The sequence below is a fragment of the Streptomyces yongxingensis genome (assembly GCF_055597465.1).
In genome coordinates, this window is the sequence record NZ_CM145717.1 from 9,794,870 (window position 1) to 9,816,566 (window position 21,697).

Genomic DNA, 21,697 nt, shown 5'->3' on the forward strand with positions numbered 1-21,697 from the left:
GAGGCTTCGGACCGGCCCTGCGCCCTTGGTGGAATCAGGAGCTGATGCCGGACATCAGCAGCCCGAGATCACCGAGCAGAAGCATGAGCTGGTCCAGGGGCCATTGGGGATCGAGACACTCTTCGCCGCGGTCGCCCCCTTGCCGTCCTCCAGGTCACGCAGGCTGGAACGGATGTCCAGATCGAAGTCCGCGTTCGCGGAATCCATGGCGGCCTGGCCTTCGACACGCGTCGTCATAGCGACTCCTTTCGGGTTGAGGTGCATTGAGCTGTGCCCGAGGAGCGATCCAACATCTTCCCCCGGAATGAAACACAGCCATGTCAGTCTGTGGTGGCATCTGAGGGATAGTCCAACGTCAAACGCCCTATCTAGGGGCAACACCAGCGATATTGGTCATGGCCATGTCGTCCCCTTCCGGAGTGATGGCGTTCTGCGGGGTGGCGTTCCGTGGCGCGGCGGGGAATTTCCGCGCGGGCGGCCGCAAGACGGTGAACGCCACCGCGAAGGCCGCCACGATGAGCCCCGTTCCGACGGCGAAGGCCAGGTGGTAGCCGGCGGTCAGTGCCTCGGCCCGACCCTTGCCCCGGGCGAGCAGGGCGTCCGTGCGGGAGGCGGCCAGGGTGGACAGCACCGCGACGCCCAGTGCCATGCCGATCTGCTGGGTGGTGTTGAACAGCCCGGAGACGAGCCCGGCCTCGTCCTCCTTCGCACCGGACATTCCGAGGCTGGTCAGCGCCGGGAGCGCCAGTCCGAAACCGGCGGCGAGCAGCATCACCGGGAGGAGGTCGGGGAGGTACCGGGCGTGCACCGGGACGCGGATGAGCAGTCCGAGGACGCCGGTCAGGAGGGCCAGCCCGGTCAGCAGCACCGCGCGGTCGCCGAAGCGGGCGCTGAGCCGCGCCGAGACGCCGAGGGACACCGCGCCGATGGCGAGGGCGGCCGGGAGCATGGCCAGGCCGGTGCCGGTGGCGTCGTATCCCAGCACATTGCGCAGGTAGAGGGCGACGAGGACCTGGAACGAGAAGAGCGCGGCCACCATCAGGAGCTGAACCAGATTGGCCCCGGCCACCCCGCGCGACCGCGGGATCCGAAGGGGCATCAGCGGGGTGCGGGCGGTGGCCTGGCGGACCAGGAACAGGGCGATCAGGAGGATCGAGACGGCGCCGAGGCCGAGCGTGTGCGCCGCCGTCCAGCCGTAGTCCGCCACCTTGACCACGGTGTAGATGCCCAGCATCAGCCCGGCCGTGACGAGCAGGGCGCCGAGGACGTCGGCGCCGGCCGCGAGGCCGGGCCCGCGGTCGGCGGGCAGGACGGGTATGGCGACCGCGAGCGTCAGCAGTCCGATCGGCAGATTGATCAGGAAGATCCAGTGCCAGCTGAGCGCGTCGGTGAGGAGGCCGCCGAGCACCTGGCCGATCGACGCTCCGGCGGCACCGGTGAAGCTGAACACGGCGATCGCCTTTGACCGTTCGGCGGGCTCGGTGAAGAGCGTGACGAGGATGCCCAGACTGACCGCGGAGGCCATGGCGCTGCCGACCCCCTGGAGGAACCGTGCGGCGATCAGCGTCGCGGGGGAGGTGGCCACGGCCGCGAGCAGCGAGGCCGCGGTGAACACCGCGGTGCCGGTCAGGAACACGCGCTTGCGGCCGATGAGATCGCCGATGCGGCCCGCGAGCAGCAGCAGACCGCCGAACGCGATCAGATAGGCGTTGACGACCCAGCTGAGCCCGGCGGGGGAGAACCGCAGCTCGTTCTGGATGGCGGGCATGGCCACGGTCACGATGCTGCCGTCGAGGATCACCATCAGCATGCCGGTGGCGATGACCCCGAGGGCCAGTTGGCGTGAAGGGCGGACGCGGGGAGACGTCGGGGCGGAAGGGGTGGCGGACATGCGGACACTCCTGTCAGTAGGCGCGACAGGAATGACCGTAGCAGATGGTTTTGTTGCAGACTATTTTTTTCGGTTCTACTTGCGGCCGCGTGGCGGGCCGTTCGGGTGTCTCCGCTCTACTTCTCGCGCTGCCGCGCCCTCCGGGCCGGGCGGGGGCTCTCGGCGGGCGTGGCCAGATGTCCCTCGGTCAGCCGGGTCAACGCCCTTACCAGCGCGGCGCGTTGGGTTTCGGGGAGCGCCGCCAGCGCCTCCCGGTGGACGCGGTCCACGATCTCCTGGCTCCGCTCGGCGATCCGTGCGCCCTCCTCGGTGACCGCGATGATCCGGGCCCGGCGGTCGTGGGCCGAGGCGCGCCGCTCCGCGAGGCCCGCCTTCTCCAGGGCGTCCACCGTCACCACCATCGTGGTCTTGTCCATGTCGCCGATCTCGGCGAGCTGTGCCTGGGTGCGCTCCTCCTCCAGGGCGTGGACCAGCACGCAGTGCATCCGCGGCGTCAGCCCGATCTCGGCGAGCGCGGCCGACATCTGGGTGCGGAGGACGTGGCTGGTGTGATCGAGGAGGAACGACAGGTCGGGTTCGGTCTTGGTGGGCGCCATGGCGGTCATGAGGCCCAGGGTAACAATTCGATCCGTACTGGATTATCCGGAACAGTCCATAAGGAGGAGCGGGGCAGGGCTCAGCCGTTGCGGTAGAGGGTGGTGAGCAGCTCGACCGCGGTCTGGGTGGCGGGGTGCGGGTCGTCCCGCCACCAGGCGAGGCGTACCGCGATCGGCTCGGCGTCGCGGACCGGCCGGTAGGCGATTCCGGGCCTCGGGTACTGGTTGGCGGTGGACTCCGCGGTCATGCCGACACAGCGGCCCGCGGAGATCACGGTGAGCCAGTCCTCCACGTCGTGGGTCTCCTCCGTGGCCGGCCGGGAGTCGGGCGGCCACAGCTCCGCGGTGGTGGTGCCGGTCCTCCGGTCGACCAGCAGGGTGCGCCCGCTGAGGTCGGCCAGCCGGACCGAGCGGCGCCTGGCGAGCGGGTCGTCGGCGGCCACGGCGCACAGCCGCCGCTCCAGCCCGACGATGGCGGAGTCGAAGCGGCGCTCGTCGAGCGGTCTGCGCACCACGGCCAGGTGGCAGGCGCCCTCCGTCAGCCCCGCGGTGGCGGAATTGACGCGGACGAGGTGCAGCTCCGTCTCGGGATACGCCTGCGCCCAGCGGCGTTGGAAGGCGGGGGTGTGGCGGCCGAGCGCGGACCAGGCGTAGCCGATCCGCAGTTGGGCATGGTCCGATACGGCCTCCCGGATCAGGCCGTCCACCTCGGCCAGCACCCGCCGGGCGTGTGCCACCACGCGCAGCCCGGTGCCCGTCGGGGTCACCTCGCGGGAGGTCCGCCGCAACAGCCGTGTCCCCAGGGCGCGTTCGAGCGCGGCCAGGGTCCGGGACACGGCCGCCTGGGAGACGCCGAGCGCGATGGCGGCGTCGGTGAAGGTGCCCTCGTCGACGATCGCGACGAGGCAGCGCAGTTGCCGCAGCTCCAGATCCATACGCTCAGCGTATAGACAGAGCACCGAACGCATTATGCGCATGCGCGGGCCGGGCGCACGATCGACGCATGCGACTCGCCCCCGCGTCACGCACCCCGTCCATACGAGCGACGGAAGCCGCACACCGGACCGCGCCGACCCCTGCCGACTCCGACCTGGGGCCGGGCCCGGACCCGAGCCCCGAGCAGGGCCTGGACCCGAGTCCCGAGCAGGGCCTGGACCCTGACCTTGATCAGCGGCCGACCGGGCGGCGGTTCGCCGGCGTGGCCACGATGATCGGCAGCGGGCTGTCCAACCAGACCGGCGCCGCGATCGGATCCCATGCCTTCCCCGTCATCGGCCCGGTCGGGGTCGTCGCGGTCCGCCAGTACGTGGCCGCGATCGTCCTGCTGGCCGTCGGCAGGCCCCGGCTGCGGAGCTTCACCTGGTGGCAGTGGCGGCCGGTGGTGGGGCTCGCCGTGGTGTTCGGCACCATGAACCTGTCCCTGTACAGCGCCATCGACCGGATCGGCCTCGGGCTGGCGGTGACCCTGGAGTTCCTCGGCCCGCTCTGTATCGCGCTCGCCGGCTCCCGGCGCCGCGTGGACGCCTGCTGCGCGCTGGTCGCGGCGGCCGCCGTGGTGGCCCTCATGCGTCCCCGGCCCTCGGCCGACTACCTGGGCATGGGGCTGGGGTTGCTGGCCGCCGTGTGCTGGGCGTCGTACATCCTGCTCAACCGCACCGTGGGGCGGCGGGTCCCCGGCGCCCAGGGGTCGGCGGCGGCCGCGGGGATCTCCGCGCTGATGTTCCTGCCGGTCGGGATCGCCGTCGCCGTACGGCAACCGCCGACCGTGAGCGCCGCGGCGTACGCCATCATCGCGGGCGTCCTCTCCTCGGCCGTGCCGTACCTCGCGGACCTGTTCACGCTGCGCCGCGTGCCCGCCCAGGCGTTCGGGCTCTTCATGAGCGTCAACCCCGTCCTCGCCGCACTGGTCGGCCGGGTCGGCCTGGGGCAGAGCCTGGGGTGGCCGGAGTGGATCAGCGTGGGCGCCATCGTCGCGGCCAACGCGCTGAGCATCCTCACCCGGCGCGGCTGAAAAACCAGCGGTGTGGCTCGGCGCCTGGGATGAGCTGGACCTGCGGTGTGGCCCGGCGCCTCGGCTGAGCTGGACCTGGGGGCGGAGGCGCGCCCCGCCCCCAGGCCACCGCTCAGCCCGCGGCCTCGAACAGCGCCTCCGCGGCGGCGACCGCCTCGGCCAGGGCGGCGGGCTCCGGCCGCAGCCCGGCCACGACCGTGTCGATGGCACGCAGGTCCGCCCGCTGGAGGAGCCGCTTCTCGTTGGTGACCCACTCACCGCGCGCCGCCAGCACCGCGTGTGCCGTCTGCAGGGCGGCGGTCGCCACCGCCCCCGCGACCTCGGTGGCCTGGCCACGTGCCACGTACGCGGCCGAGGCGTACCGCAGTGTCAAGGCTGCCCGCCCGCGCCACACCGGGGGCGCCGCCTCGCGCAGCGCCTCCGGGTACTCGGGACGGGGCAGGCTGCCCCGCAGCACCTGGTTGAGGGCGAGTTCGGCCACCACCAGATAGCTGGGGATGCCCGCGAGGTGGAACATCAGCGGCTCCCAGTGGAAGCGGCCCCGCCGCGACTCGGCGAGTTCGTGTTCCACCACCTCGAGGTCGCGGTAGTGGATGTCCACGCGCCGTCCGCCGATCGTCAGCCAGGCGCCCCCGTTGAAGACACCACCGCCCCACTCGCCGAGCTCGGAGACCTCGCCCTCCCAGCCGACCGCCCGCAGGGCGGCCGGGTCGAAGCCACCCCGGTAGTACAGGGCCAGGTCCCAGTCGCTCTCCGGGGTGTGGGTGCCCTGCGCACGGGAGCCCCCGAGGGTGACGGCGTGCACGGCGGGCAGGGCGGCGAGTCGCTCGGCGACATCATCGAGGAACAGGTCGTCAGTCATACGGATCCGATCGTGTGAAGTGGATGACGGGTGTGGCGGGCACACCGAACACACGCCGGAGCACGGGCTCGAACGGCGCTGTTCATACGGATCGGTGTGCCGGGTCATCACTCCATGACGCCGACCTTACCGCCCCTGTCAGGGGGCGGCAGCGGCAAGGGGGGATCAGCCCTTCACCAGGCCCAGGTGGAACAGGCTCTCCGCGGTGTCGAGGATGGTCGTCACCGGGTCGCGCGGGGTCCAGCCGAACACGGAACGCGCCTTCTCGGTGCGCAGGATCGGTACCCGCTCCGTCACACCGACCGCTTCCCGCGCTCGTTCGTCGTCGAACTCCCGCGTGGGCACCCGGGCGGCGCGCTCGCCGAGGTGTTCGGCCAGCGCCCGGGCGATCCACAGGAGGCTGACGGCCCGGTCGCCGCTGGCGAGGAAGCGCTGTCCGGCCGCGGCGGGATGTGTCATGGCCCGGAGGTGGAGCTCGGCGACATCGCGTACGTCCACCATCCCGAAGTGTGCGCGGGGGACGGCCGCCATCTCCCCCTCCAGCATCGCCCGGACGTGTTCCGTCGAGGCGGACAGCCGGGGGCCGAGTGCCGGACCGAAGATCCCGGTCGGGTTGAGCACCGTCAGTTCGAGGCCGTCCCCCTCCCTCGCCACGAAGTCCCAGGCGGCCAGCTCCGCGATGGTCTTCGAACGGATGTAGGGCGGGTTGTCGTCCTCGGGGTCGGTCCAGTCGCTCTCGTCGTACTCGGCGCCGTCCTTGTGGCTGTACCCCACCGCGGCGAACGAGGACGTCATCACGACCCGCTTCACACCCTGGTCCCGTGCGGCCCTCAGCACACGAAGGGTGCCGTCCCGCGCGGGGACGATCAGCTCGTCGGCGTTGTCCGGCTGGACGGAGGGAAACGGTGACGCGACGTGGAGGACATGGGCGCACCCCGCCATCGCGTCGTCCCAGCCGTCATCCGTGGTGAGGTCGGCGCTGACGATGTCGAGCCGCCCGCCGGGATCGACGCCGGAGGCCGCGACGGCCGACCGGACGCCGGCGGCGGCGCTCGTGGCCGAGCCGTGTGAGCGGACCGTGGTGCGGACCCGATGGCCGCTCCGCAGCAGGCCGCTGATCACGTGGGTGCCGACATAGCCACTGCCTCCTGTCACCAGGACGAGTTCGCCACTGGTGGCGTCGCCACGGGTGTCGGCGCCGGCATCAGCGGACACGGGGGTTGTCCTGCTTTCCATGGGGTGCCTCGGATCCCTTCCCAAGTGTGTTTCTCGTAGCCGTGTTTCTCGTAGCTGTGTTTCTCACGGCTGAAGCGCGTCGTTTCTCACGGCTGAAGCGTGTCGATGACGTCCGTCAGTTCTTCGATCGCCCGGTGCTCGGCACCGGCGTCGGCGCGCTCCCGCGCGTCCCACATGTCCGCCTTGAGCCGCAGATAGCGCAGGCGGACTTCCATGAGCGCGATCTCCCGCTCCAGGCGGTCCGCGTTGCGTTCGAAGAGGTCACGCAGGGGAGCCGCGCCCCGCGCGCCCTCGTCGAGGTGGCTGAGGTAGGCACGCATGTCCCGCACGCTCATGCCGGTGGATCTCAGGCACCCCAGCGCCTTGATCGTCTCCACCACGCGGGGGTGGTAGCGCCGGTGGCCACTGTCCCGGTCGCGGTCCACGGAGGGGATCAGGCCGATCTTCTCGTAGTAGCGCAGTGTCGGCTCCGAGAGGCCACTCAGCCTCGACACCTGCTGGATGGTCATCGGGGAGCCCCGGACCTCGGTCTCTGCCTCTGTCGCCGTCATATGACGAGCATCCGACACTTGAAGCGCTTGAGGTCAAGTGAGCTCTTCACGTCCTTGAGGGCAGCTGAACGCTCGAGATCAGGTGAGCGCTCGCGATCAAGGGCGCCGATCGGCCCTCGGCGCCGCCGCGGAGGCGGCGGGCGGGGGAGTGGGCGCACCCGGGCGCCTCCCGGCCGCGGCGATGGGGATGTCGCGCATGAGGAGCAGCGCCCCGAGGGCGAGGAGCCCCGCGGCGCCGCCGCTCCATGCGACGGTGGAACCGATGGCCGTGGCGGTGGGCGCGGCCGCGCCGGAGTGGCCGATCAAGGACTGGGCGCAGGCCAGGCCGACCGCGCCACCGATCTGCTTGGTGAGCGCGGAGCCCGCGGTGGCGGTGCCCATGTCGGCACGCGGGACGGCGTTCTGGGTGGCGATGGTGAGCCCGCCCATGGCCGGTCCGGCGCCGAGCCCGACGAGCAGCAGCAGAACGGACGTCAGCGCGAGGGGGGTCGTGGCGCGCAGGGCGGCGAAGGCGGCGGTACCGGCGGTGAGCAGCCCCGCGCCGATCAGCAGGACCGGCTTGACGTGCCCGCTGCGCAGCACGGTGGCGGCGGTGAGCCGGTTGCCCAGGGTCATGCCGATGAGCAGGGGGAGCAGCAGCAGACCGGAGCCGGTGGCCGAATGGCCGCGGATGTGCTGGAAGTACAGCGGCAGGAAGATCCCGACCGGCAGCGCGGCGACCTGGAAGAAGAAACCGGCGGTCAGCAGAGCCGTGTAGGTGCGGTGCCGGAACAGCCGCAGGGGCAGGACGGGGACGGCGGCCCGTCGCTCGACCGGTACGAGCGTGGCGAGCAGCGCCAGACCGCCGAGCAGACAGCCCAGCACGGCCGGGTCCGTCCAGGAGGGAGCGCGTCCTGCGGTCGCGTTCCCCTTGAGGCTGAGGCCGGTCAGCGCGAGGGAGAGCCCGGCGGCGAGCAGGAGGATCCCCGCCACGTCGAGCCGGCCGGACGGCGGGGTGGCGGGGCGGCGGTCGGGCAGGGCCAGGGCGATGACGGCGCCCGCGGCCACCCCGAGCGGGAGGTTGAGCCAGAACGCCCAGCGCCAGCCGACGTGGTCGGCGAGTAACCCGCCGAGGAGCGGGCCGCCCACCAGGCCCAGGATCATCATGGCGGCCATCGCCGTCTGCATCCGGATCAGGCCCTGGGGGCGGGACGGCGGGTGGAGGTCGCGGACCAGTGCCATGCCGAGGGTCAGCAGGGATCCGGCGCCCAGGCCCTGGAGCGCGCGGGAGAGGATCAGGGCGGGCATGGAGGCGGACAGGCCGCAGGCGATGGAACCGATCAGGAAGACGGCGAGCCCGCCGATCAGCAGCCGGCGGCGGCCGTGGAGGTCGGAGAAGCGGCCGTAGACCGGCACGCTGACCGAGGAAGTCAGCAGATAGGCGGTGACGAGCCAGACGTACCAGGAGTCCCCTCCGCCGATCTGCTCGACGATGCGGGGCAGCGCGGTGCCGACCACGGTGCCGTCCAGCATGGCCAGGAAGGCGCAGCCCAGCAGGGCGAGGGTGACCAGGGTCCGGCGGCGCCGCGGGAGCGCTTCATACGCGTCGGTTCCGGTCACCGGGGCTCCCCGGGCGCCGTGAGCGCGCCGTGCAGGAAGAGGTCCACGACTTCCTCGGTGGTCAGCGGGTCGGGGGCGCCCGGGCGCCCGGCCGACATCAGCGTCAGTTGGAAGGCGTCCGCGAGCCGTTCCGGGGCGAGCCGGAGGCGGTCCCGGTCGGGTTCGAACAGCGCGGCCAGCGCGGCGCGCGGCCGGACCAGGCTCGCCTCGCGGTCCGGGAGGCGCCCGTCCTTGCCGGGCTTGGGCGCCATGCGCTCCAGCCGCCCGGCCGCCGCGAGCGCTCCGGCGACCGCGCCGATGCGCGCCATGTGCCCGCGCACCACATCGGCCGCCTCGGCGAGCCGGTCCGCCAGCGGCTGGTCCAGGGCGATCGACTCCAGATGCGCCACGGTGTCATCGGGCCGCACGGCCTCGGCCATACAGGCAGCGAGCAGGGCGTCCTTGTCCTCGAAGACGCGGAAGACGGTGCCTTCCCCGATGCCCGCGGCCCGGGCGATCTTCGCGGTCGTCACGGAGGCGCCGTATTCGACGACGAGGGGGAGCGCCGCGGCGACGATCATCGCGCGGCGCTGGTCGGGATGCATGGCCGGAGCGCGGCGACGGGGCGGGGTGGAGGGGTTCTCTGGCTTCTCGGTCATGCGGCACACCGTACGGAGTGAGTACTCACTCCGTCAATGTGCGACGCACAGCCACGAGGGGAGTGCCGGTGAGGGCTGTAGTGAGACCTTCGGCTTCGACGCCGCGGTCAGCGCGCGGCGAGCAGGGTCCGGCGCAGGGCGCGGCCCGCCTCGGACGGGGGATGGTCGCGCGAGGCGGCGAGGCCGAGGCCGTGGACGGGCGGTGGATCGGCGAGATCGACCTGGGCGAGGCCGGGCTGCGAGGCGATGGTCTCCTCGGGCACGAAGGCGAGTCCGAGACGCCGCCGGACCATGGTCAGGGCGGTGGTGGTGTCGACGACCTCCAGTGCCACGGTGCGCTGGACTCCGGCGGCGCCGAAGAGGCTGTCGACGATGGTGCGGTCGCCCCACCCCGTGGGGAAGTCGATGAAACGGCGGTCGGCGAGGTCGGCGTAGGCCACGCCGTGGGCCTCGGCGAGGGGGTCGTCGGCGCGGCAGGCCAGCCCGAGGCGTATCCGCGACACGTCATCGATGATCAGATCCGGGCCGAGGACGGCGGGGCCGTGCGGGGGCACGGGCAGCAGCATGAGATCGAACCTGCCCTCGCGCAGGGCGGTGGCGTGTCCGGCCAGCGGTCCGGTCGAGTGGCGCAGCCGCACCACGACATCGGGATGCTCGGCCTGAAACGCGCTCAGCGCCCCGATCAGGTCGAACGAGCCGGTGGACAGGACCGTCCCGAGGGTGACCGCGCCGCTCAGCCCCCCGGTGAGACGGCCCATGTCATCGCGCGCCCGCTGTGCCTCCGCGAGCAGGATCCGGGCCCGGGCCAGCAGCGTGCGCCCCGCGGTGGTCAGCTCCAGGGTGCGGTGCGAGCGGTCGAAGAGCGCGGTCTGGAACTCCTGCTCCAGCCGGGCCACGGCGGCGGAGGCCGCCGACTGGACGATGTGTTCCCGCTGGGCGCCGCGGGTGAAGCTGCGCTCCTCGGCCACCGCGACGAAGTACGCAAGCTGCCGGAGCTCCACTGCCATCTCCATTCGCGATGCCACACAGCACACATCATCGTTGGACACGATACCGATGGGCCCGCCACCGTGGAGGGGGAGCGGAACGCCCCGGCCGGACGGCCCGGTTCGGCGCCGCGCATTCCCAACTACCCCTTGTGTCAACGCACTTCACCATGGAAGGCATCCACCGTCATGAGCGTCTCAGCCATCCAGATCGGGCTCCACCCCGATGCCATCGACTACGAGGCGCCGGAGTTCGCCGCCTTCGCCGGTCTGAGCCGGGAGACGTTGCGCGCCGCCAACGACGGCAACCTCGCCCTGCTGCGCGACGCCGGATACGAGGCGGACGGATGTCAGATCGACTTCGGGGAGACCGCACTCGACACCATCCGCGCCATGCTCGGCCGCAAGCGCTACGACGCGGTCCTCATCGGCGCCGGGGTACGGCTCACCGCCGGTAACACGTTGCTCTTCGAATCCATCGTCAACCTCGTCCACACCGCGCTGCCCCACGCGCGGTTCATCTTCAACCACTCCGCCACGGCCACCCCCGACGACATCCACCGCCACTACCCCGACCCGGCCTCCACCGTTCCCCTCGACATCCCCGGCGACCTCGAGGAGGCCGCGATGAAGAACCCCGGAAACGCCGCCCGCTCCGAAGCCGCCCACGGCCCGCGGGAGGCCCGATGACCGCCCCGGCCCGGCCCCACGAGGAGGCGAACCCGGACCCCCACCCCACGGATGTGCTCGTCGTCGGCGGCGGGCCGACCGGAATGACTCTGGCCGGGGATCTGGCCCGGGCCGGACGCGCGGTCACCGTGCTGGAACGCCGGCCGGCGATCCATCCGTCCAGCCGTGCCTTCGTCACCATGCCCCGCACCCTGGAAGTCCTCGACAGCCGCGGTCTGGCCGACGACCTCCTGGCCGAGGCGAACACCACCGAAGCCGTGCACCTGTTCGCGGGCGCCACGCTCGACCTGACGCATCTGCCCTCCCGACACCGATACGGGATGATCACCCCGCAGACCAACGTGGACCAGGCGCTCGAACGCTACGCCCGCGACCAGGGCGCCCAGGTGCTGCGCGGCACCGAGGTCACCGGCCTCGCGCAGGACGCCGACGCGGTCACCGTGACCGCCCGCCCCAACGGCGGCGGACCCGCGTCCACCTGGCGAGCGCGGTATGTCGTGGGCGCGGACGGGGCACACAGCACCGTCCGCGACCTCCTCGGCGCGGACTTCCCCGGCAAGACGGTCCTGACCTCCGTGGTGCTGGCCGACGTCCGTCTCACCGACGGCCCCGCCGGAAACGGACTCACTCTGGGCAACACCCCCGAGGTCTTCGGCTTCCTCGTGCCGTACGGGAAGGCGCGCCCCGGCTGGTACCGGTCGATGACCTGGGACCGCCGCCACCAACTGCCCGACAGGGCCCCCGTGGCGGAGGCGGAGGCCATCCGCGTGCTGGCCGAGGCCATGGGGCGCGACGTCGGAGTGCGGGAGATCGGCTGGCACTCCCGGTTCCACTGCGATGAACGCCAGGTCCGCTCCTACCGGCACGGCCGGGTCTTTCTCGCCGGGGACGCCGCCCACGTACACTCCCCGATGGGCGGCCAAGGCATGAACACCGGCATCCAGGACGCGGCCAACCTCGCCTGGAAGCTCGACCTCGCCCTCGGCGGAGCCGACCCGGCCATCCTGGACACCTACCACCGGGAGCGCCACCCCATCGGCCGCCGTGTCCTGCTCCAGAGCGGTGCCATGATGCGCGCCGTCACCCTCGGGCCACGCCCGGCGCGGTGGCTGCGCGACCATCTGGCCCCGGCCGTGCTGGGCGTCGGCCGGGTGCGCGACACCATCGCCGGAAGCTTCACCGGCGTCACCCTGCGCTATCCGCGCGGACGGCACCGGCACGCACTCGTGGGCACCCGCGCCACCGAAGTCCCCCTCGTCGAGGGCCGGTTGACCGAACTGCAGCGGGCCGGTGGCTTTCTGCTGATCCGCGAGCAGGGCGCATCCCGTGTCGACACCGCGGTGGCCCAGGCCGAGCGCACCGACTCCGGCCCCGCCCTGCTGGTCCGCCCCGACGGCCATATCGCCTGGGCGGGGCCCGGTGTCCGTACGGACGGCTCCGACGGCTGGCACACCACCTGGCGGGCCTGGACCGGCCCGGCCGCCGAAGCGGTGCGCGCCGGGCGCTGAACAGCAGGCGCGGAGATGGCGCCGGGCGGGCGGCCCGGCGCCGAGGTCCTCAGCCGTTTCCCGCCGTCGGCCCGGCGGACAGGGAGCCGGGCAGGGCAGTGGCGGCCGGTTCCTCGGGCCGTCCCTTGCGGAAGAACCGGAGCAGCGACGGACCACCCCGGAAACACCACAGCGCGATGACCGGATCGCAGATCGCACAGCCCAGCGACGAGCCATGGGCGAAGGGGACGATGGGGTTGCCCTTGATGTGGTGCACGATGTCCCACGCGGTGTGCAGCAGCCAGCCGACGCCGATGAAGGTCCACGACTCCAGGCCACGGTAGGCCACATAGGTGGCGACCACGGTGAAGGCGAACTCCCAGCCGTCCAGGCCGCCGCCACTGAGATAGGCGGCACCCGCTCCGCCGACCATGATCGCGTTGAAGCGCCGGCGGTGGGGTTCGCGGATCAGGGACATCAGGAGCGCGTAGAGAACACCGATGAAGACCGGAGCGATGTATTGGATCATGCGGAAGAACTTCCTGCGGGTGACGGAACGTTGGCCGCCCGGCACGGCGAAGCGCACGGGCCCGCCACCTCCACGGACGGGCCGGTGGCGCGACCGGGAACCGGCGTGGCGACGGTTCACCACGCTAGATCCGCCCCGGGGCGCCCCACAGGGCCATTCCCGACACGTTCCAACGGATAATCGCCGAGGCCACGACCTCCGCCCCGTCCCGCTGACGAAGGCGGACCGCCGCGCGCGGCCACCACCCGGCCGTTGACCTCGATCCGGGGGCCTCGCACCAGCCGGGGACCACCGGCGCGCTGTCCACAAGGTCGACAGGCCGCCCTGCCCCGGTGGGCTCTATGCTGATCGCGATGTCCGCACCTCAGGGCCAGGGCCCCAGCTTCCGTGAACTCGTCGTCCAGGCGCTGTCCTCCGTCGAGCACGGCTACGATCTGCTGGCCCCGAAGTTCGACCACACCGCGTACCGGACGTCGGCCTCGGTGCTGGACTCCGTGACCGGCGCCCTGCGCCCGCTCGGGCCCTTCGACAGCGGCCTCGACGTGTGCTGCGGAACCGGCGCGGGCATGGACGTGCTGCGCCGGGTGTGCCGGGAGCGGATCACCGGCGTCGACTTCAGCGCGGGCATGCTGGCCGTGGGCCGGGACCGTACGCGAGCGGTGCCGGACGCCCCGCGCACGGACTGGGTGCGCGCCGACGCCCGCGCCCTCCCGTTCGGGCCGGTCTTCGACCTGGCGGTGAGCTTCGGGGCGTTCGGCCACTTTCTGCCACGGGAGCGGCCCGGGCTTTTCGCCCAGGTCCACTCCGTGCTCCGTCCGGGCGGCCGGTTCGCGTTCCCGATCGTGGCACCGGCCCGCCCGGGGTCCCGGCCCTACTGGTCGCTCCTTGCGTTCGACACCGCGATGCGGGTGCGCAACGCGGTGTGGCGGCCGCCCTTCGTGATGTACTACCGGACCTTCCGGCTCGGGGATGTGCGGAAGGAGCTGATCGGAGCCGGGTTCGAGGTCGAGCTGCGTCCGCTGGAGGACCTCGGCCGCCGGGCGGACGGCAGCCCGCGCTGCCGGCTGGTGGTGGCGACCCGGCCGGTGTGAGCGGGCCGCACACCACGGAGCCGTCGCCCGGCACGAAGTCCAGGCTCTGCGGGAGCCGTTGCCCGGCGCGACCCGGCCGTGCGGGAGCCGCTGCCCGGCACCTCGTTCAGGCCGTGCGCGACGCGCGGGAACGCCTCGGTGGCCATGTGCTCCTGGACCGCGACGACTCCTATGCCCGCCGCCCGCCGTCGACCGACAGCGCGATCCCGGTGACGTAGGACGCGGCGTCCGAGCAGAGCCAGACCGCCGCGGCCGCGGCCTCCTGAGGGGTGGCCAGTCGGCCGAGCGGTGTGATCGCCTCCTGCGTGGCGAGCATGTCGGTGCCGGCCGCCACCCTCTCGAGCCCGGGAGTGCGGGTCGGGCCGGGGCAGACGGCGTTGACCCGGATGCCGCGCGGCGCGTAGTCGACCGCGGCGACCTTGGTGAGCCCGACGATGCCGTGTTTGGCGGCCACGTAGGCGGGAGCGGTCGGAATCGCGTACAGGCCGCCGTTGGAGGCGATGTTGACGATCGCGCCACCGCCGTCGAGCAGGGGCAGCTCGTACTTCATGCACAGGAAGGTGCCGGCCAGGTTGACGTGGACCACGCGCTCGAACTCGTCCAGGGGCATCCGGTCGAGCTGCCGGTGGTGCGAGGCCAGGCCGGCGTTGTTCACGGCGAAATCGAGTCCACCGTAGGCCGCGACCGTGCGCTCGACGGCCGCCCGCACGGAGTGTTCGTCGGCGATGTCGACGGGGACGGACAGTGCTTTCCCGCCGTCCTTCCTGATCATCTCGGTGGTCTCGGCCGCCGTGCTCTCGTCGATGTCGAGCACGGCGACCGCGGCGCCGGCCCGGGCGAACTCCAGCGCCGCCGCGCGGCCGATCCCACTGCCGGCGCCGGTGACCAGACCCACCTTCCCGGTCATGTCGCTCATGCCAGCGGCTCGTGGTTCGCCCAGGCGACCTTGTACGGGTGCCGCGCCTGCCAGTGCTCGATGACCTCGTGCATGCCGGGCGCGGTGAACGCCTTCGCCAGCGCCTCGGTGTCGGCCACGGCCACCTGCACGATCGCGGTCGCGATCAGCGCCGGAATGGCCTCCTCGCCGGGGATGGGAAGGTGGCGCCGGGTCACCACGGACCGCACGAGACCGGAGTCGAGCATGACGCGTTCGATGTCCGTGAGGTATTGGTCGAGTTCGGTGTCGGGCAGCGGCTGATCGAAGGAAACGATCATCGTGTGGTAGATCATGCCTCGATTCTTGGGGGCGCACGCCACCGGTGTCCAAGACTGGTTGGGAATCCGGCGATAACCTGGAGGCATGATCGAACTGGAGACCCGCGAGCTCGAGTACTTCCTGGCGGTCGCCGACGAGCTGCACTTCGGCCGGGCCGCCGTCCGGCTCTCGATCGCCCAGCCGGCGCTGTCGAAGGCGATCCGGCGGATCGAGACCCGGCTCGGTGTCCCGCTGTTCCTCCGCTCCAGCCGGCGCGTCGAGCTCACTCCGGCCGGGGAGGCGTTGCGGGAGCACGGGCGGCATGCGCTCAACGCGGTCAGCGCCGCCGTCCGGAACGCCCGGCGCGCCGGGGACACCCAGGCCCATCTGCGGCTCGTGCTCAAGCCCGGTGGCGACGCCGGCCTGCTGTCCGGGATCCTGGCCGAGTACTCCCACCAGCCCGACGCACGCCGGGTGGACATCCTGTTCAGCGGCCCCGCCGACCGCTCCGACATCCTGCGCGACGGCCGGGCCGACGTCGGCCTGCTCTACGCGCCGTTCGACGATCTCGACGGCCTGGCCCACGAGACGTTGCACACCGAGGACCGCGTGGTCATCGTCCCGTCCGGGCACCGACTGGCCGGGCGCGCCGCGGTGCACCTGTCCGACCTGGAGGGTGAGACGCTGCCGCCCTGGAAAGGGGTCCCCGGGGGCGACGGCACCGGGCCCGACGTCGCCGACGCGGTCCAGCTGCTGCACATGATCAGGGTGCGCCGGATGATCGGGGTGCTGCCCCGCTCGCTGGTCGAACCGGTCCCGGCCGGCCTGGTCTGCGTCCCGGTGGCCGACGCGCCGCCCAGCCGCCTCGTGCTCGCCTGGAACGAGCGGGACCGCCGGCCGCTGGTCGCGTCGTTCGTGGCGGCCGCGCTCGCCGCTCATGTCCGTTCCGACACTCCCCGAGGGCCAGACACGGCGGCAACCGATGCGGCGGTGGCGGCGACCTGAGGCTGACAATCTGTCAGCTACTCAAGGGAGTTCACAGTGCGCTCATTCCTCGCGCGCCTGGCCACCGTGCCGGCCGCCTTGGCCGCGCTGGTCGCCGCGCCCGGTGTCGCGACGGCCGCCCCGTCGCGGGTCGCCGACGACTGGAACCCGCCGGCGAACCTCGTACAGCCGCTGGGCGAGGTGTGGAACCACGTCGAGTCGACCTATCCGGACCTCTACGGCTTCCGCAACTACGGCTGGGACCAGGTCATGGCCAACAGAGGAAGCGTCAACTACTGCGTCCGCTGGGAGTCCGACGCCCCGGTCAGCGCCGCGCTGCGCGACCAGATCCACGCCGCGCTGAAGAAGCAGTTCGCGAAGTGGACGGCGGCCATGGTGGAGAACGGCAAGGGCCACAACGCCTGGCCGTACACCAACGTCCCGGTCAACATCGTCGGCTGGGCGGTGAAGAACCGCTCGACGCTGCAGTGGACCGACAACTCGGTCGACATCTACGCCGGGAACCTCGACGGCGGCGGCGCCCCGCAGTGTTCCCCCGACTGCGGCCGCTTCTTCCACCAGGACGGCAACTACTCGCGCTGCCCCGGCGGTGCGGCCCGCCACTACGACCAGTCGCTGTGGCTGACGAAGGGGTTCCAGGGCGGGGCCGGCGGGGACTGGGGCCAGCGCGTGGGTCAGGAGTACTTCACCGGTGCGCTGAACCAGGAGAACATCCACATCTACCTGCATGAAGTCGGCCACACCTTCGGCCTCGACGACTTCTACGACTGGACCCCGACCGGCCAGTGCTGCTTCCTCATGAAGGCGGGCAGTGCCACACAGATCACGGAGTTCGACAAGTGGATGCTCCGTGACTTCTGGCGCCACCTGAAGAGCCGCTACGGCCTCTGAGCCCGGCTTCCGCGGGGGCGCCCTCCTGGGCGCCCCTTCCGGCAGACAGGGCACCACACTCCGCGGGGACTGGCCCCGAAGCGCCCGTCATCGGCCATCTATGAGGAAATCGGACCCACCCGGAACCAGTCGAACTCCGCCACATCGCCCCTGCCGCCGGCCGTGACGCCACCCCTGCCGCCGGCCGTGACGCCACCCGTGCCGCCGGCCGTCACACCACCCGTGCCGCCGGTCGCCGGACCGGTGGCGAAGAGCCCCAGCGTCGCCCCGATCCACTTGCCCGCCGTCGCCGGGAACGGCGCCCCGAGCGGCCTGAACCCCCGCCCGTCCGCATCGGCCGCGAACTGGCACACCGCACCCGGCCGCACACTCACCCGCAGCCGTACGGCCGAGCGCCCCCTCCGCAGCGGCACCGGCGTGACGGCGTCCACCTCGGTGGCGTCCTGCGCCGCGGTACGGCATACGAGGACGATCCGGTCACCGTCGTGACACAGGCCCGCCCACGCGTAGGTCTCACCCAGGACCACCAGCCCGGCCCGGGACCCCGCCGTCGCGGTGGACAGTCGCAGCGAGGTCGTCGCGGTGAACGACTCGGCGGGCAGCCGCTGGCCCAGCACATGGGGCAGCAGCCGGAGGTCATGGGCGACCGGGCTCGGCCGGCAGAACAGCGCGAGCCGGCTCGGGAAGCGGCGCAGCGACCACCACGCCGGATCGGCGTTCGCCTGCCACGTCCACTGCTTCCCCAGCTCCGTGCCGGTGAACTCGTCGCTGGTGGCCGGGGCGGTCACCTCCGTCCGCCCGTTCACCCGCGGCTTGGTGTGCACCAGCACCGGCGCGCCCCGGCCGCTGCCGTCGTCGGTGCCCATCACCGGCCAGCCGTCGGTGCGCCACCGCATCGGCTGGAGGTGCACCACCCGTCCGTAGGCCCCGCGGTCCTGGAAGTGCAGGAACCAGTCCTCGCCGCTCTCGGTGGACACCCATGCGCCCTGGTGCGGCCCGTTGACGGGGGTGCCGCCCTGGGCGAGCACGATGCGGTCCACGTACGGGCCCCAGATGGAGCGGGAGCGGAACGCCGACTGCCAGCCGTTGGTGACGCCCCCGGCCGGAGCGAAGATCCAGTACCAGCCGTCCCGCTTGTAGAGCTTCGGCCCCTCCAGCGTGGTGTAGCCGGGGAGGTCATCGCCGTTGATCACGATCCGGCCCTCGTCGAGCAGGGCGGTGCCGTCCGGGCTCATCCGGTGCAGGGTGAGCCGGTTGTTGATGCCGCTGCGGCTCTTCGCCCACGCGTGGACCAGATACGCCTGCCCGTCGTCGTCCCACAGCGGGCACGGGTCGATCAGCCCCTTGCCCGGCTTGACCGGACGCGGTGTGCTCCACGGCCCTCGCGGGTCGGTGGCGGTCACCATGGAGATCCCGAAGTCGGGGTCGGGGTAGAAGATCCAGAACTTGCCGTCGTGATGGCGCAGGGCCGGGGCCCACACCCCTTCGCCATGCCTGGGCTCGCTGAAGTGGTCCTTGGGCAGCAGCTCAGTCAGGGCGTGTCCGATGACGGTCCAGTTGACCAGGTCGACCGACCGCAGCACGGGCAGTCCGGGGACGCGGTTGAAGGTGGAGGCCACCAGATAGAAGTACGGGCCCACCCGGATCGCGTCGGGGTCGGACCAGTCGGCGTTGAGCACCGGGTTCTGATAGCGCCCGTCGCCCAGATCGGCCACCCATGGCAGGTCTGCCCGGGCCGACTCCGGCTCGCCTCGCGTCACCACGCCACCTGCCCCGAGTGGCCCGTCGGGTCGTGGTGTTGCCGAAGCCGGGGTGGCGCCGCCGATGGCGCCGAGCACCGTCGATCCGGCGACCGCGCCGAGGCCGGTCCGTAGCACCTGCCTGCGACCGTGTTCGCTCACTGTTCCCTCCGGGGCGACTCATGGGTGTGGTGCGTCCGTCGGTAAGCGCTTGCTGCCGGAGTCTGTCAGCGCGTCACGGCGTGGGCAAGAAGGGGTGGGGATCCGCCACAGGACGATTGGCCCGCCCCGGCAACCTCCTGGTGCGCGGTGACGACAGTCGCACGGCAGGAGTCGTCGAGCAGTGGGAGTGAGGGGCCATGGAAGCCGAACGTCGAAGGGTGGGGCGCGGCAGGCGTCGTGTGCTGGGGACGGCCGTCGGAGCTCTGACCTTGGCCGGTGCGGTCGCCCTGCCGGGGCAGGGGGCGTTCGCCGAGGGCGGGCCGGGGCCGGCCGCCGCGTCCTGGAAAGCCGATGTCGCGGACGGTTTCGCATCAGTCAACGCACTCGGGCAGAACGGTACGTACGGGGGCCGGGACGGTCGTACGGTCACCGTGCGCACGCTCGCCGATCTCGAGAAGTACGCGACCGCGTCCGAGCCGTACGTCATCGTCGTGGCCGCGGCGATCACCATGGACCCCAAGGGCAAGGAGATCAAGGTCGCCTCGGACAAGACGATCGTGGGCTCGGGCACGTCGGGCCAGATCGTGGGCGGTGGCTTCTTCCTGGGCCAGGGCGTGCACAACGTCATCCTCAGGAATCTGACGATCCGTGACTCCTACGAGGGCACCTGGAACGACAAGGAGCACGACTGGGACGCCGTCCAGATGGACGGCGCCCATCATGTCTGGATCGATCACAACGATCTGCGGCATATGGCCGACGGGCTGATCGACAGCCGTAAGGACACCACCTATCTCACGGTGTCCTGGAACCGGCTCCAGCAGAACAACAAGAGCTTCGGAATCGGCTGGACGGAGAACACCACGGCCGACATCACGATCCACCACAACTGGTTCCGCGAGAGCGAGCAGCGCAACCCGTCCACCGACAACATCGCCCATGCGCATCTGTACAACAACTACCTGCAGGACGACCCGGGCACGGACATCAACTCCTCCTACGGCAACTACGCCCGGGGGAACACCAGGATGGTGCTGGAGAACAGCTACTTCCAGGGCTTCAAGAACCCCGTCATCAAGGACGGCACCGCCACCCTGGTCCAGCGCGGCAACGTCTTCGTCAACACCTCCGGCCGCAACGAGAGCGGTGGCACCGCGTTCGACCCGAAGGCGTACTACTCCTACTCCCTCGACCCCGCCGACCGGGTGCCGGCCATTGTGAGCTCCGGCTCGGGCCCCACCTCGGCCATCGGCGCCACCGGCTGACGCGGCGCCGTCCTCATGGGGCGTCGGAGCCGTCGTAGCCGGGGAGGTTCAGCGCCGAATGCGCGTCCCGCCCGGCGCTGCTGAGCACGGCGGACGGCTCGCGCAGCGCCTTGTCGCGCCGGGCCAGGTCCTCGGCGGTGCGAGGGAAGACGCCGGCGCCTCCTTCGCCGGCGAGGCCCTGGTTCCTCTCGACGAACGACCGCAGGGTGCGCTCGTACCCCTCGAAGGCGTCGTCGTGGTGGGCGTGTGCGGCCAGTTCACCGGCGAGGACGTACGCGCCGACCAGCGCCAGGCTCGAGCCCTGGCCGGAGAAGAACGACGGCGCGTAGGCGGCGTCGCCGACCAGGGCGACCCGGCCCGTGGACCACCGCGGCATATGGATCTGGCTGACCACGTCGAAGAAGAGGTCGTCGCTGTCGCGCATGGCGGCGACCATGCGCGGGACCTCCCATCCGTATCCGGAGAACACCTCGGCCACGAGGTCGCGCTGGGCGGCGGGGTCGCGGAAGGCGTCGAAGGGCGGTTCGGGGCGCAGGAAGCTGAGGAAGGCGTGCACGCGGTCGTCGTCGCGGGGCGCGTAGAGGACGGCGGTCCGGCCCGGGACGTTCCAGGTGAGCCCCTCGTGTGCGAGCCCCAGGTGGTTGGGCATGGTGAACCCGGCGAAGCAGTGGTCGAGGTAGCGGTGGTAGGGCTCCTCGGGGCCGAAGGCCAGGCTCCTGGTCCGCGAATGGATGCCATCGGCGCCGATGACCAGGTCGAAGGTGCGCCGGGCGCCGCCGCGGAAGGTCACGTCCACCCCGCCGTCGTGGTCGTGGAGGGTGGCGACGGAGTCGTTGAAGAGGATCTCGACGTCGTCGCGGATCGCGCCGTAGAGGATCTCGGCCAGCTCTCCGCGGGGGATTTCGAGGTCATGGCCTTCCTCGCCGCCGGAGATGGCCTCGGGCCGGAGGGCGGCGATCGGATCGCCTCCCTCGTCGAGGAAGGAGATCCGGCGGATGCCGACGTGGGCCTCCCGGAGCCGGGGGAGCACCCCCATCCGCCGGACGACCTCGACCGCGGTACCGCGGATGTCGATGGGGTAGCCGCCGCCGCGCAGTGCGGCCGCCTTCTCGACGAGGGTGACCGCGAAGCCGTACCGGCGGAGCCAGTAGGCCAGCGCGGGACCGGCGATGCTGGCGCCGGAGACCAGGACCGTGCGCCGCGGTGCGGTGTTCATGGCGCCCATGGGCGCTCCTCTCCGGCCCTCCCGCGGGGAGAGCCTGAACACATACCT

At 71.8% G+C, this 21,697-nt stretch carries 21 protein-coding genes and 1 pseudogene; 7 read left to right on the forward strand and 15 right to left on the reverse strand.

Going from position 1 to position 21,697, the window contains the following annotated elements; genetic code table 11:
- Positions 1 to 54 precede the first annotated feature (54 nt).
- From ACZ6TD_RS41895 to ACZ6TD_RS41910, 4 genes are all read right to left on the reverse strand, one after another.
- Positions 55 to 237, reverse strand: coding sequence for a hypothetical protein (locus tag ACZ6TD_RS41895; RefSeq protein ID WP_471346629.1), 183 nt, complete (start codon positions 235 to 237; stop codon positions 55 to 57).
- A 127-nt stretch (positions 238 to 364) separates the two neighbouring features.
- On the reverse strand, positions 365 to 1,891 hold the full coding sequence (locus ACZ6TD_RS41900) for an MFS transporter (RefSeq protein WP_471346631.1): 1,527 nt from the start codon (positions 1,889 to 1,891) through the stop codon (positions 365 to 367).
- Between the two features lie 116 nt (positions 1,892 to 2,007).
- On the reverse strand, positions 2,008 to 2,496 hold the full coding sequence (locus ACZ6TD_RS41905) for a MarR family winged helix-turn-helix transcriptional regulator (RefSeq protein ID WP_471346632.1): 489 nt from the start codon (positions 2,494 to 2,496) through the stop codon (positions 2,008 to 2,010).
- Positions 2,497 to 2,567: 71 nt separating this feature from the next.
- Positions 2,568 to 3,422: a LysR family transcriptional regulator gene (locus tag ACZ6TD_RS41910; protein ID WP_471346634.1), complete on the reverse strand. Its 855-nt coding sequence runs from the start codon at positions 3,420 to 3,422 to the stop codon at positions 2,568 to 2,570.
- 68 nt (positions 3,423 to 3,490) lie between these two features.
- Here ACZ6TD_RS41910 and ACZ6TD_RS41915 point away from each other — a divergent pair, with 68 nt between their 5' ends.
- Positions 3,491 to 4,498, forward strand: coding sequence for an EamA family transporter (locus ACZ6TD_RS41915; protein WP_471346636.1), 1,008 nt, complete (start codon positions 3,491 to 3,493; stop codon positions 4,496 to 4,498).
- A 112-nt stretch (positions 4,499 to 4,610) separates the two neighbouring features.
- Here the strand turns inward: ACZ6TD_RS41915 and ACZ6TD_RS41920 are convergent, their stop codons facing one another.
- From ACZ6TD_RS41920 to ACZ6TD_RS41945, 6 genes are all read right to left on the reverse strand, one after another.
- The gene (locus tag ACZ6TD_RS41920; RefSeq protein ID WP_471346638.1) at positions 4,611 to 5,360 is read right to left on the reverse strand and encodes a nucleotidyltransferase domain-containing protein; all 750 of its coding nucleotides are present in this window, start codon (positions 5,358 to 5,360) and stop codon (positions 4,611 to 4,613) included.
- 165 nt (positions 5,361 to 5,525) lie between these two features.
- Positions 5,526 to 6,575 (reverse strand): SDR family oxidoreductase, encoded by a 1,050-nt coding sequence (locus tag ACZ6TD_RS41925; protein WP_471346640.1) that lies wholly within the window; start codon positions 6,573 to 6,575, stop codon positions 5,526 to 5,528.
- 107 nt (positions 6,576 to 6,682) lie between these two features.
- Positions 6,683 to 7,147 carry a MerR family transcriptional regulator gene (locus ACZ6TD_RS41930; protein WP_471346642.1) on the reverse strand — a complete coding sequence of 155 codons (465 nt, stop codon included), beginning with the start codon at positions 7,145 to 7,147 and terminating at the stop codon, positions 6,683 to 6,685.
- Positions 7,148 to 7,243: 96 nt separating this feature from the next.
- Entirely contained in the window at positions 7,244 to 8,746 is a 1,503-nt protein-coding gene (locus ACZ6TD_RS41935) for an MFS transporter (protein ID WP_471346644.1), read from the reverse strand.
- Positions 8,743 to 9,384 carry a TetR/AcrR family transcriptional regulator gene (locus ACZ6TD_RS41940; protein WP_471346646.1) on the reverse strand — a complete coding sequence of 214 codons (642 nt, stop codon included), beginning with the start codon at positions 9,382 to 9,384 and terminating at the stop codon, positions 8,743 to 8,745. The genes ACZ6TD_RS41935 and ACZ6TD_RS41940 overlap by 4 nt, the downstream gene beginning before the upstream one ends.
- 107 nt (positions 9,385 to 9,491) lie before the next feature.
- On the reverse strand, positions 9,492 to 10,391 hold the full coding sequence (locus ACZ6TD_RS41945) for a LysR substrate-binding domain-containing protein (protein ID WP_471346648.1): 900 nt from the start codon (positions 10,389 to 10,391) through the stop codon (positions 9,492 to 9,494).
- A gap of 168 nt (positions 10,392 to 10,559) precedes the next feature.
- Here ACZ6TD_RS41945 and ACZ6TD_RS41950 point away from each other — a divergent pair, with 168 nt between their 5' ends.
- Together ACZ6TD_RS41950 and ACZ6TD_RS41955 are read left to right on the forward strand one after the other, a co-directional pair.
- Positions 10,560 to 11,060, forward strand: a complete 501-nt coding sequence (locus tag ACZ6TD_RS41950; protein WP_471346649.1) for a hypothetical protein — start codon at positions 10,560 to 10,562, stop codon at positions 11,058 to 11,060.
- On the forward strand, positions 11,057 to 12,568 hold the full coding sequence (locus tag ACZ6TD_RS41955) for an FAD-dependent oxidoreductase (protein WP_471346651.1): 1,512 nt from the start codon (positions 11,057 to 11,059) through the stop codon (positions 12,566 to 12,568). Before ACZ6TD_RS41950 ends, ACZ6TD_RS41955 begins: the two co-directional genes overlap by 4 nt.
- 49 nt (positions 12,569 to 12,617) lie before the next feature.
- Here the strand turns inward: ACZ6TD_RS41955 and ACZ6TD_RS41960 are convergent, their stop codons facing one another.
- On the reverse strand, positions 12,618 to 13,073 hold the full coding sequence (locus ACZ6TD_RS41960) for a DUF6010 family protein (protein WP_471358522.1): 456 nt from the start codon (positions 13,071 to 13,073) through the stop codon (positions 12,618 to 12,620).
- A gap of 356 nt (positions 13,074 to 13,429) precedes the next feature.
- Here ACZ6TD_RS41960 and ACZ6TD_RS41965 point away from each other — a divergent pair, with 356 nt between their 5' ends.
- Positions 13,430 to 14,167 carry a class I SAM-dependent methyltransferase gene (locus ACZ6TD_RS41965; protein ID WP_471346653.1) on the forward strand — a complete coding sequence of 246 codons (738 nt, stop codon included), beginning with the start codon at positions 13,430 to 13,432 and terminating at the stop codon, positions 14,165 to 14,167.
- Positions 14,168 to 14,336: 169 nt separating this feature from the next.
- Here ACZ6TD_RS41965 and ACZ6TD_RS41970 read toward each other — a convergent pair whose 3' ends face one another.
- Both ACZ6TD_RS41970 and ACZ6TD_RS41975 read right to left on the reverse strand, forming a co-directional pair.
- Positions 14,337 to 15,083: an SDR family NAD(P)-dependent oxidoreductase gene (locus ACZ6TD_RS41970; protein ID WP_471346655.1), complete on the reverse strand. Its 747-nt coding sequence runs from the start codon at positions 15,081 to 15,083 to the stop codon at positions 14,337 to 14,339.
- On the reverse strand, positions 15,080 to 15,397 hold the full coding sequence (locus tag ACZ6TD_RS41975; RefSeq protein ID WP_471346657.1) for a hypothetical protein: 318 nt from the start codon (positions 15,395 to 15,397) through the stop codon (positions 15,080 to 15,082). Before ACZ6TD_RS41975 ends, ACZ6TD_RS41970 begins: the two co-directional genes overlap by 4 nt.
- Before the next feature lie 70 nt (positions 15,398 to 15,467).
- Here ACZ6TD_RS41975 and ACZ6TD_RS41980 point away from each other — a divergent pair, with 70 nt between their 5' ends.
- Positions 15,468 to 16,367 carry a LysR family transcriptional regulator gene (locus ACZ6TD_RS41980; protein ID WP_471346659.1) on the forward strand — a complete coding sequence of 300 codons (900 nt, stop codon included), beginning with the start codon at positions 15,468 to 15,470 and terminating at the stop codon, positions 16,365 to 16,367.
- Positions 16,368 to 16,403: 36 nt separating this feature from the next.
- Positions 16,404 to 17,258 carry a hypothetical protein gene (locus ACZ6TD_RS41985; RefSeq protein ID WP_471346661.1) on the forward strand — a complete coding sequence of 285 codons (855 nt, stop codon included), beginning with the start codon at positions 16,404 to 16,406 and terminating at the stop codon, positions 17,256 to 17,258.
- Between the two features lie 98 nt (positions 17,259 to 17,356).
- Here ACZ6TD_RS41985 and ACZ6TD_RS41990 read toward each other — a convergent pair whose 3' ends face one another.
- Entirely contained in the window at positions 17,357 to 19,159 is a 1,803-nt protein-coding gene (locus ACZ6TD_RS41990; RefSeq protein ID WP_471346663.1) for a glycoside hydrolase family 43 protein, read from the reverse strand.
- A gap of 197 nt (positions 19,160 to 19,356) precedes the next feature.
- Between ACZ6TD_RS41990 and ACZ6TD_RS41995 the strand changes: the two are divergent.
- Positions 19,357 to 20,418, forward strand: a pseudogene (locus ACZ6TD_RS41995) (pectate lyase family protein); the annotation flags it as partial.
- A 19-nt stretch (positions 20,419 to 20,437) separates the two neighbouring features.
- Here the strand turns inward: ACZ6TD_RS41995 and ACZ6TD_RS42000 are convergent.
- On the reverse strand, positions 20,438 to 21,640 hold the full coding sequence (locus ACZ6TD_RS42000; RefSeq protein ID WP_471358525.1) for an FAD-dependent monooxygenase: 1,203 nt from the start codon (positions 21,638 to 21,640) through the stop codon (positions 20,438 to 20,440).
- Between the last annotated feature and the right edge of the window lie 57 nt (positions 21,641 to 21,697).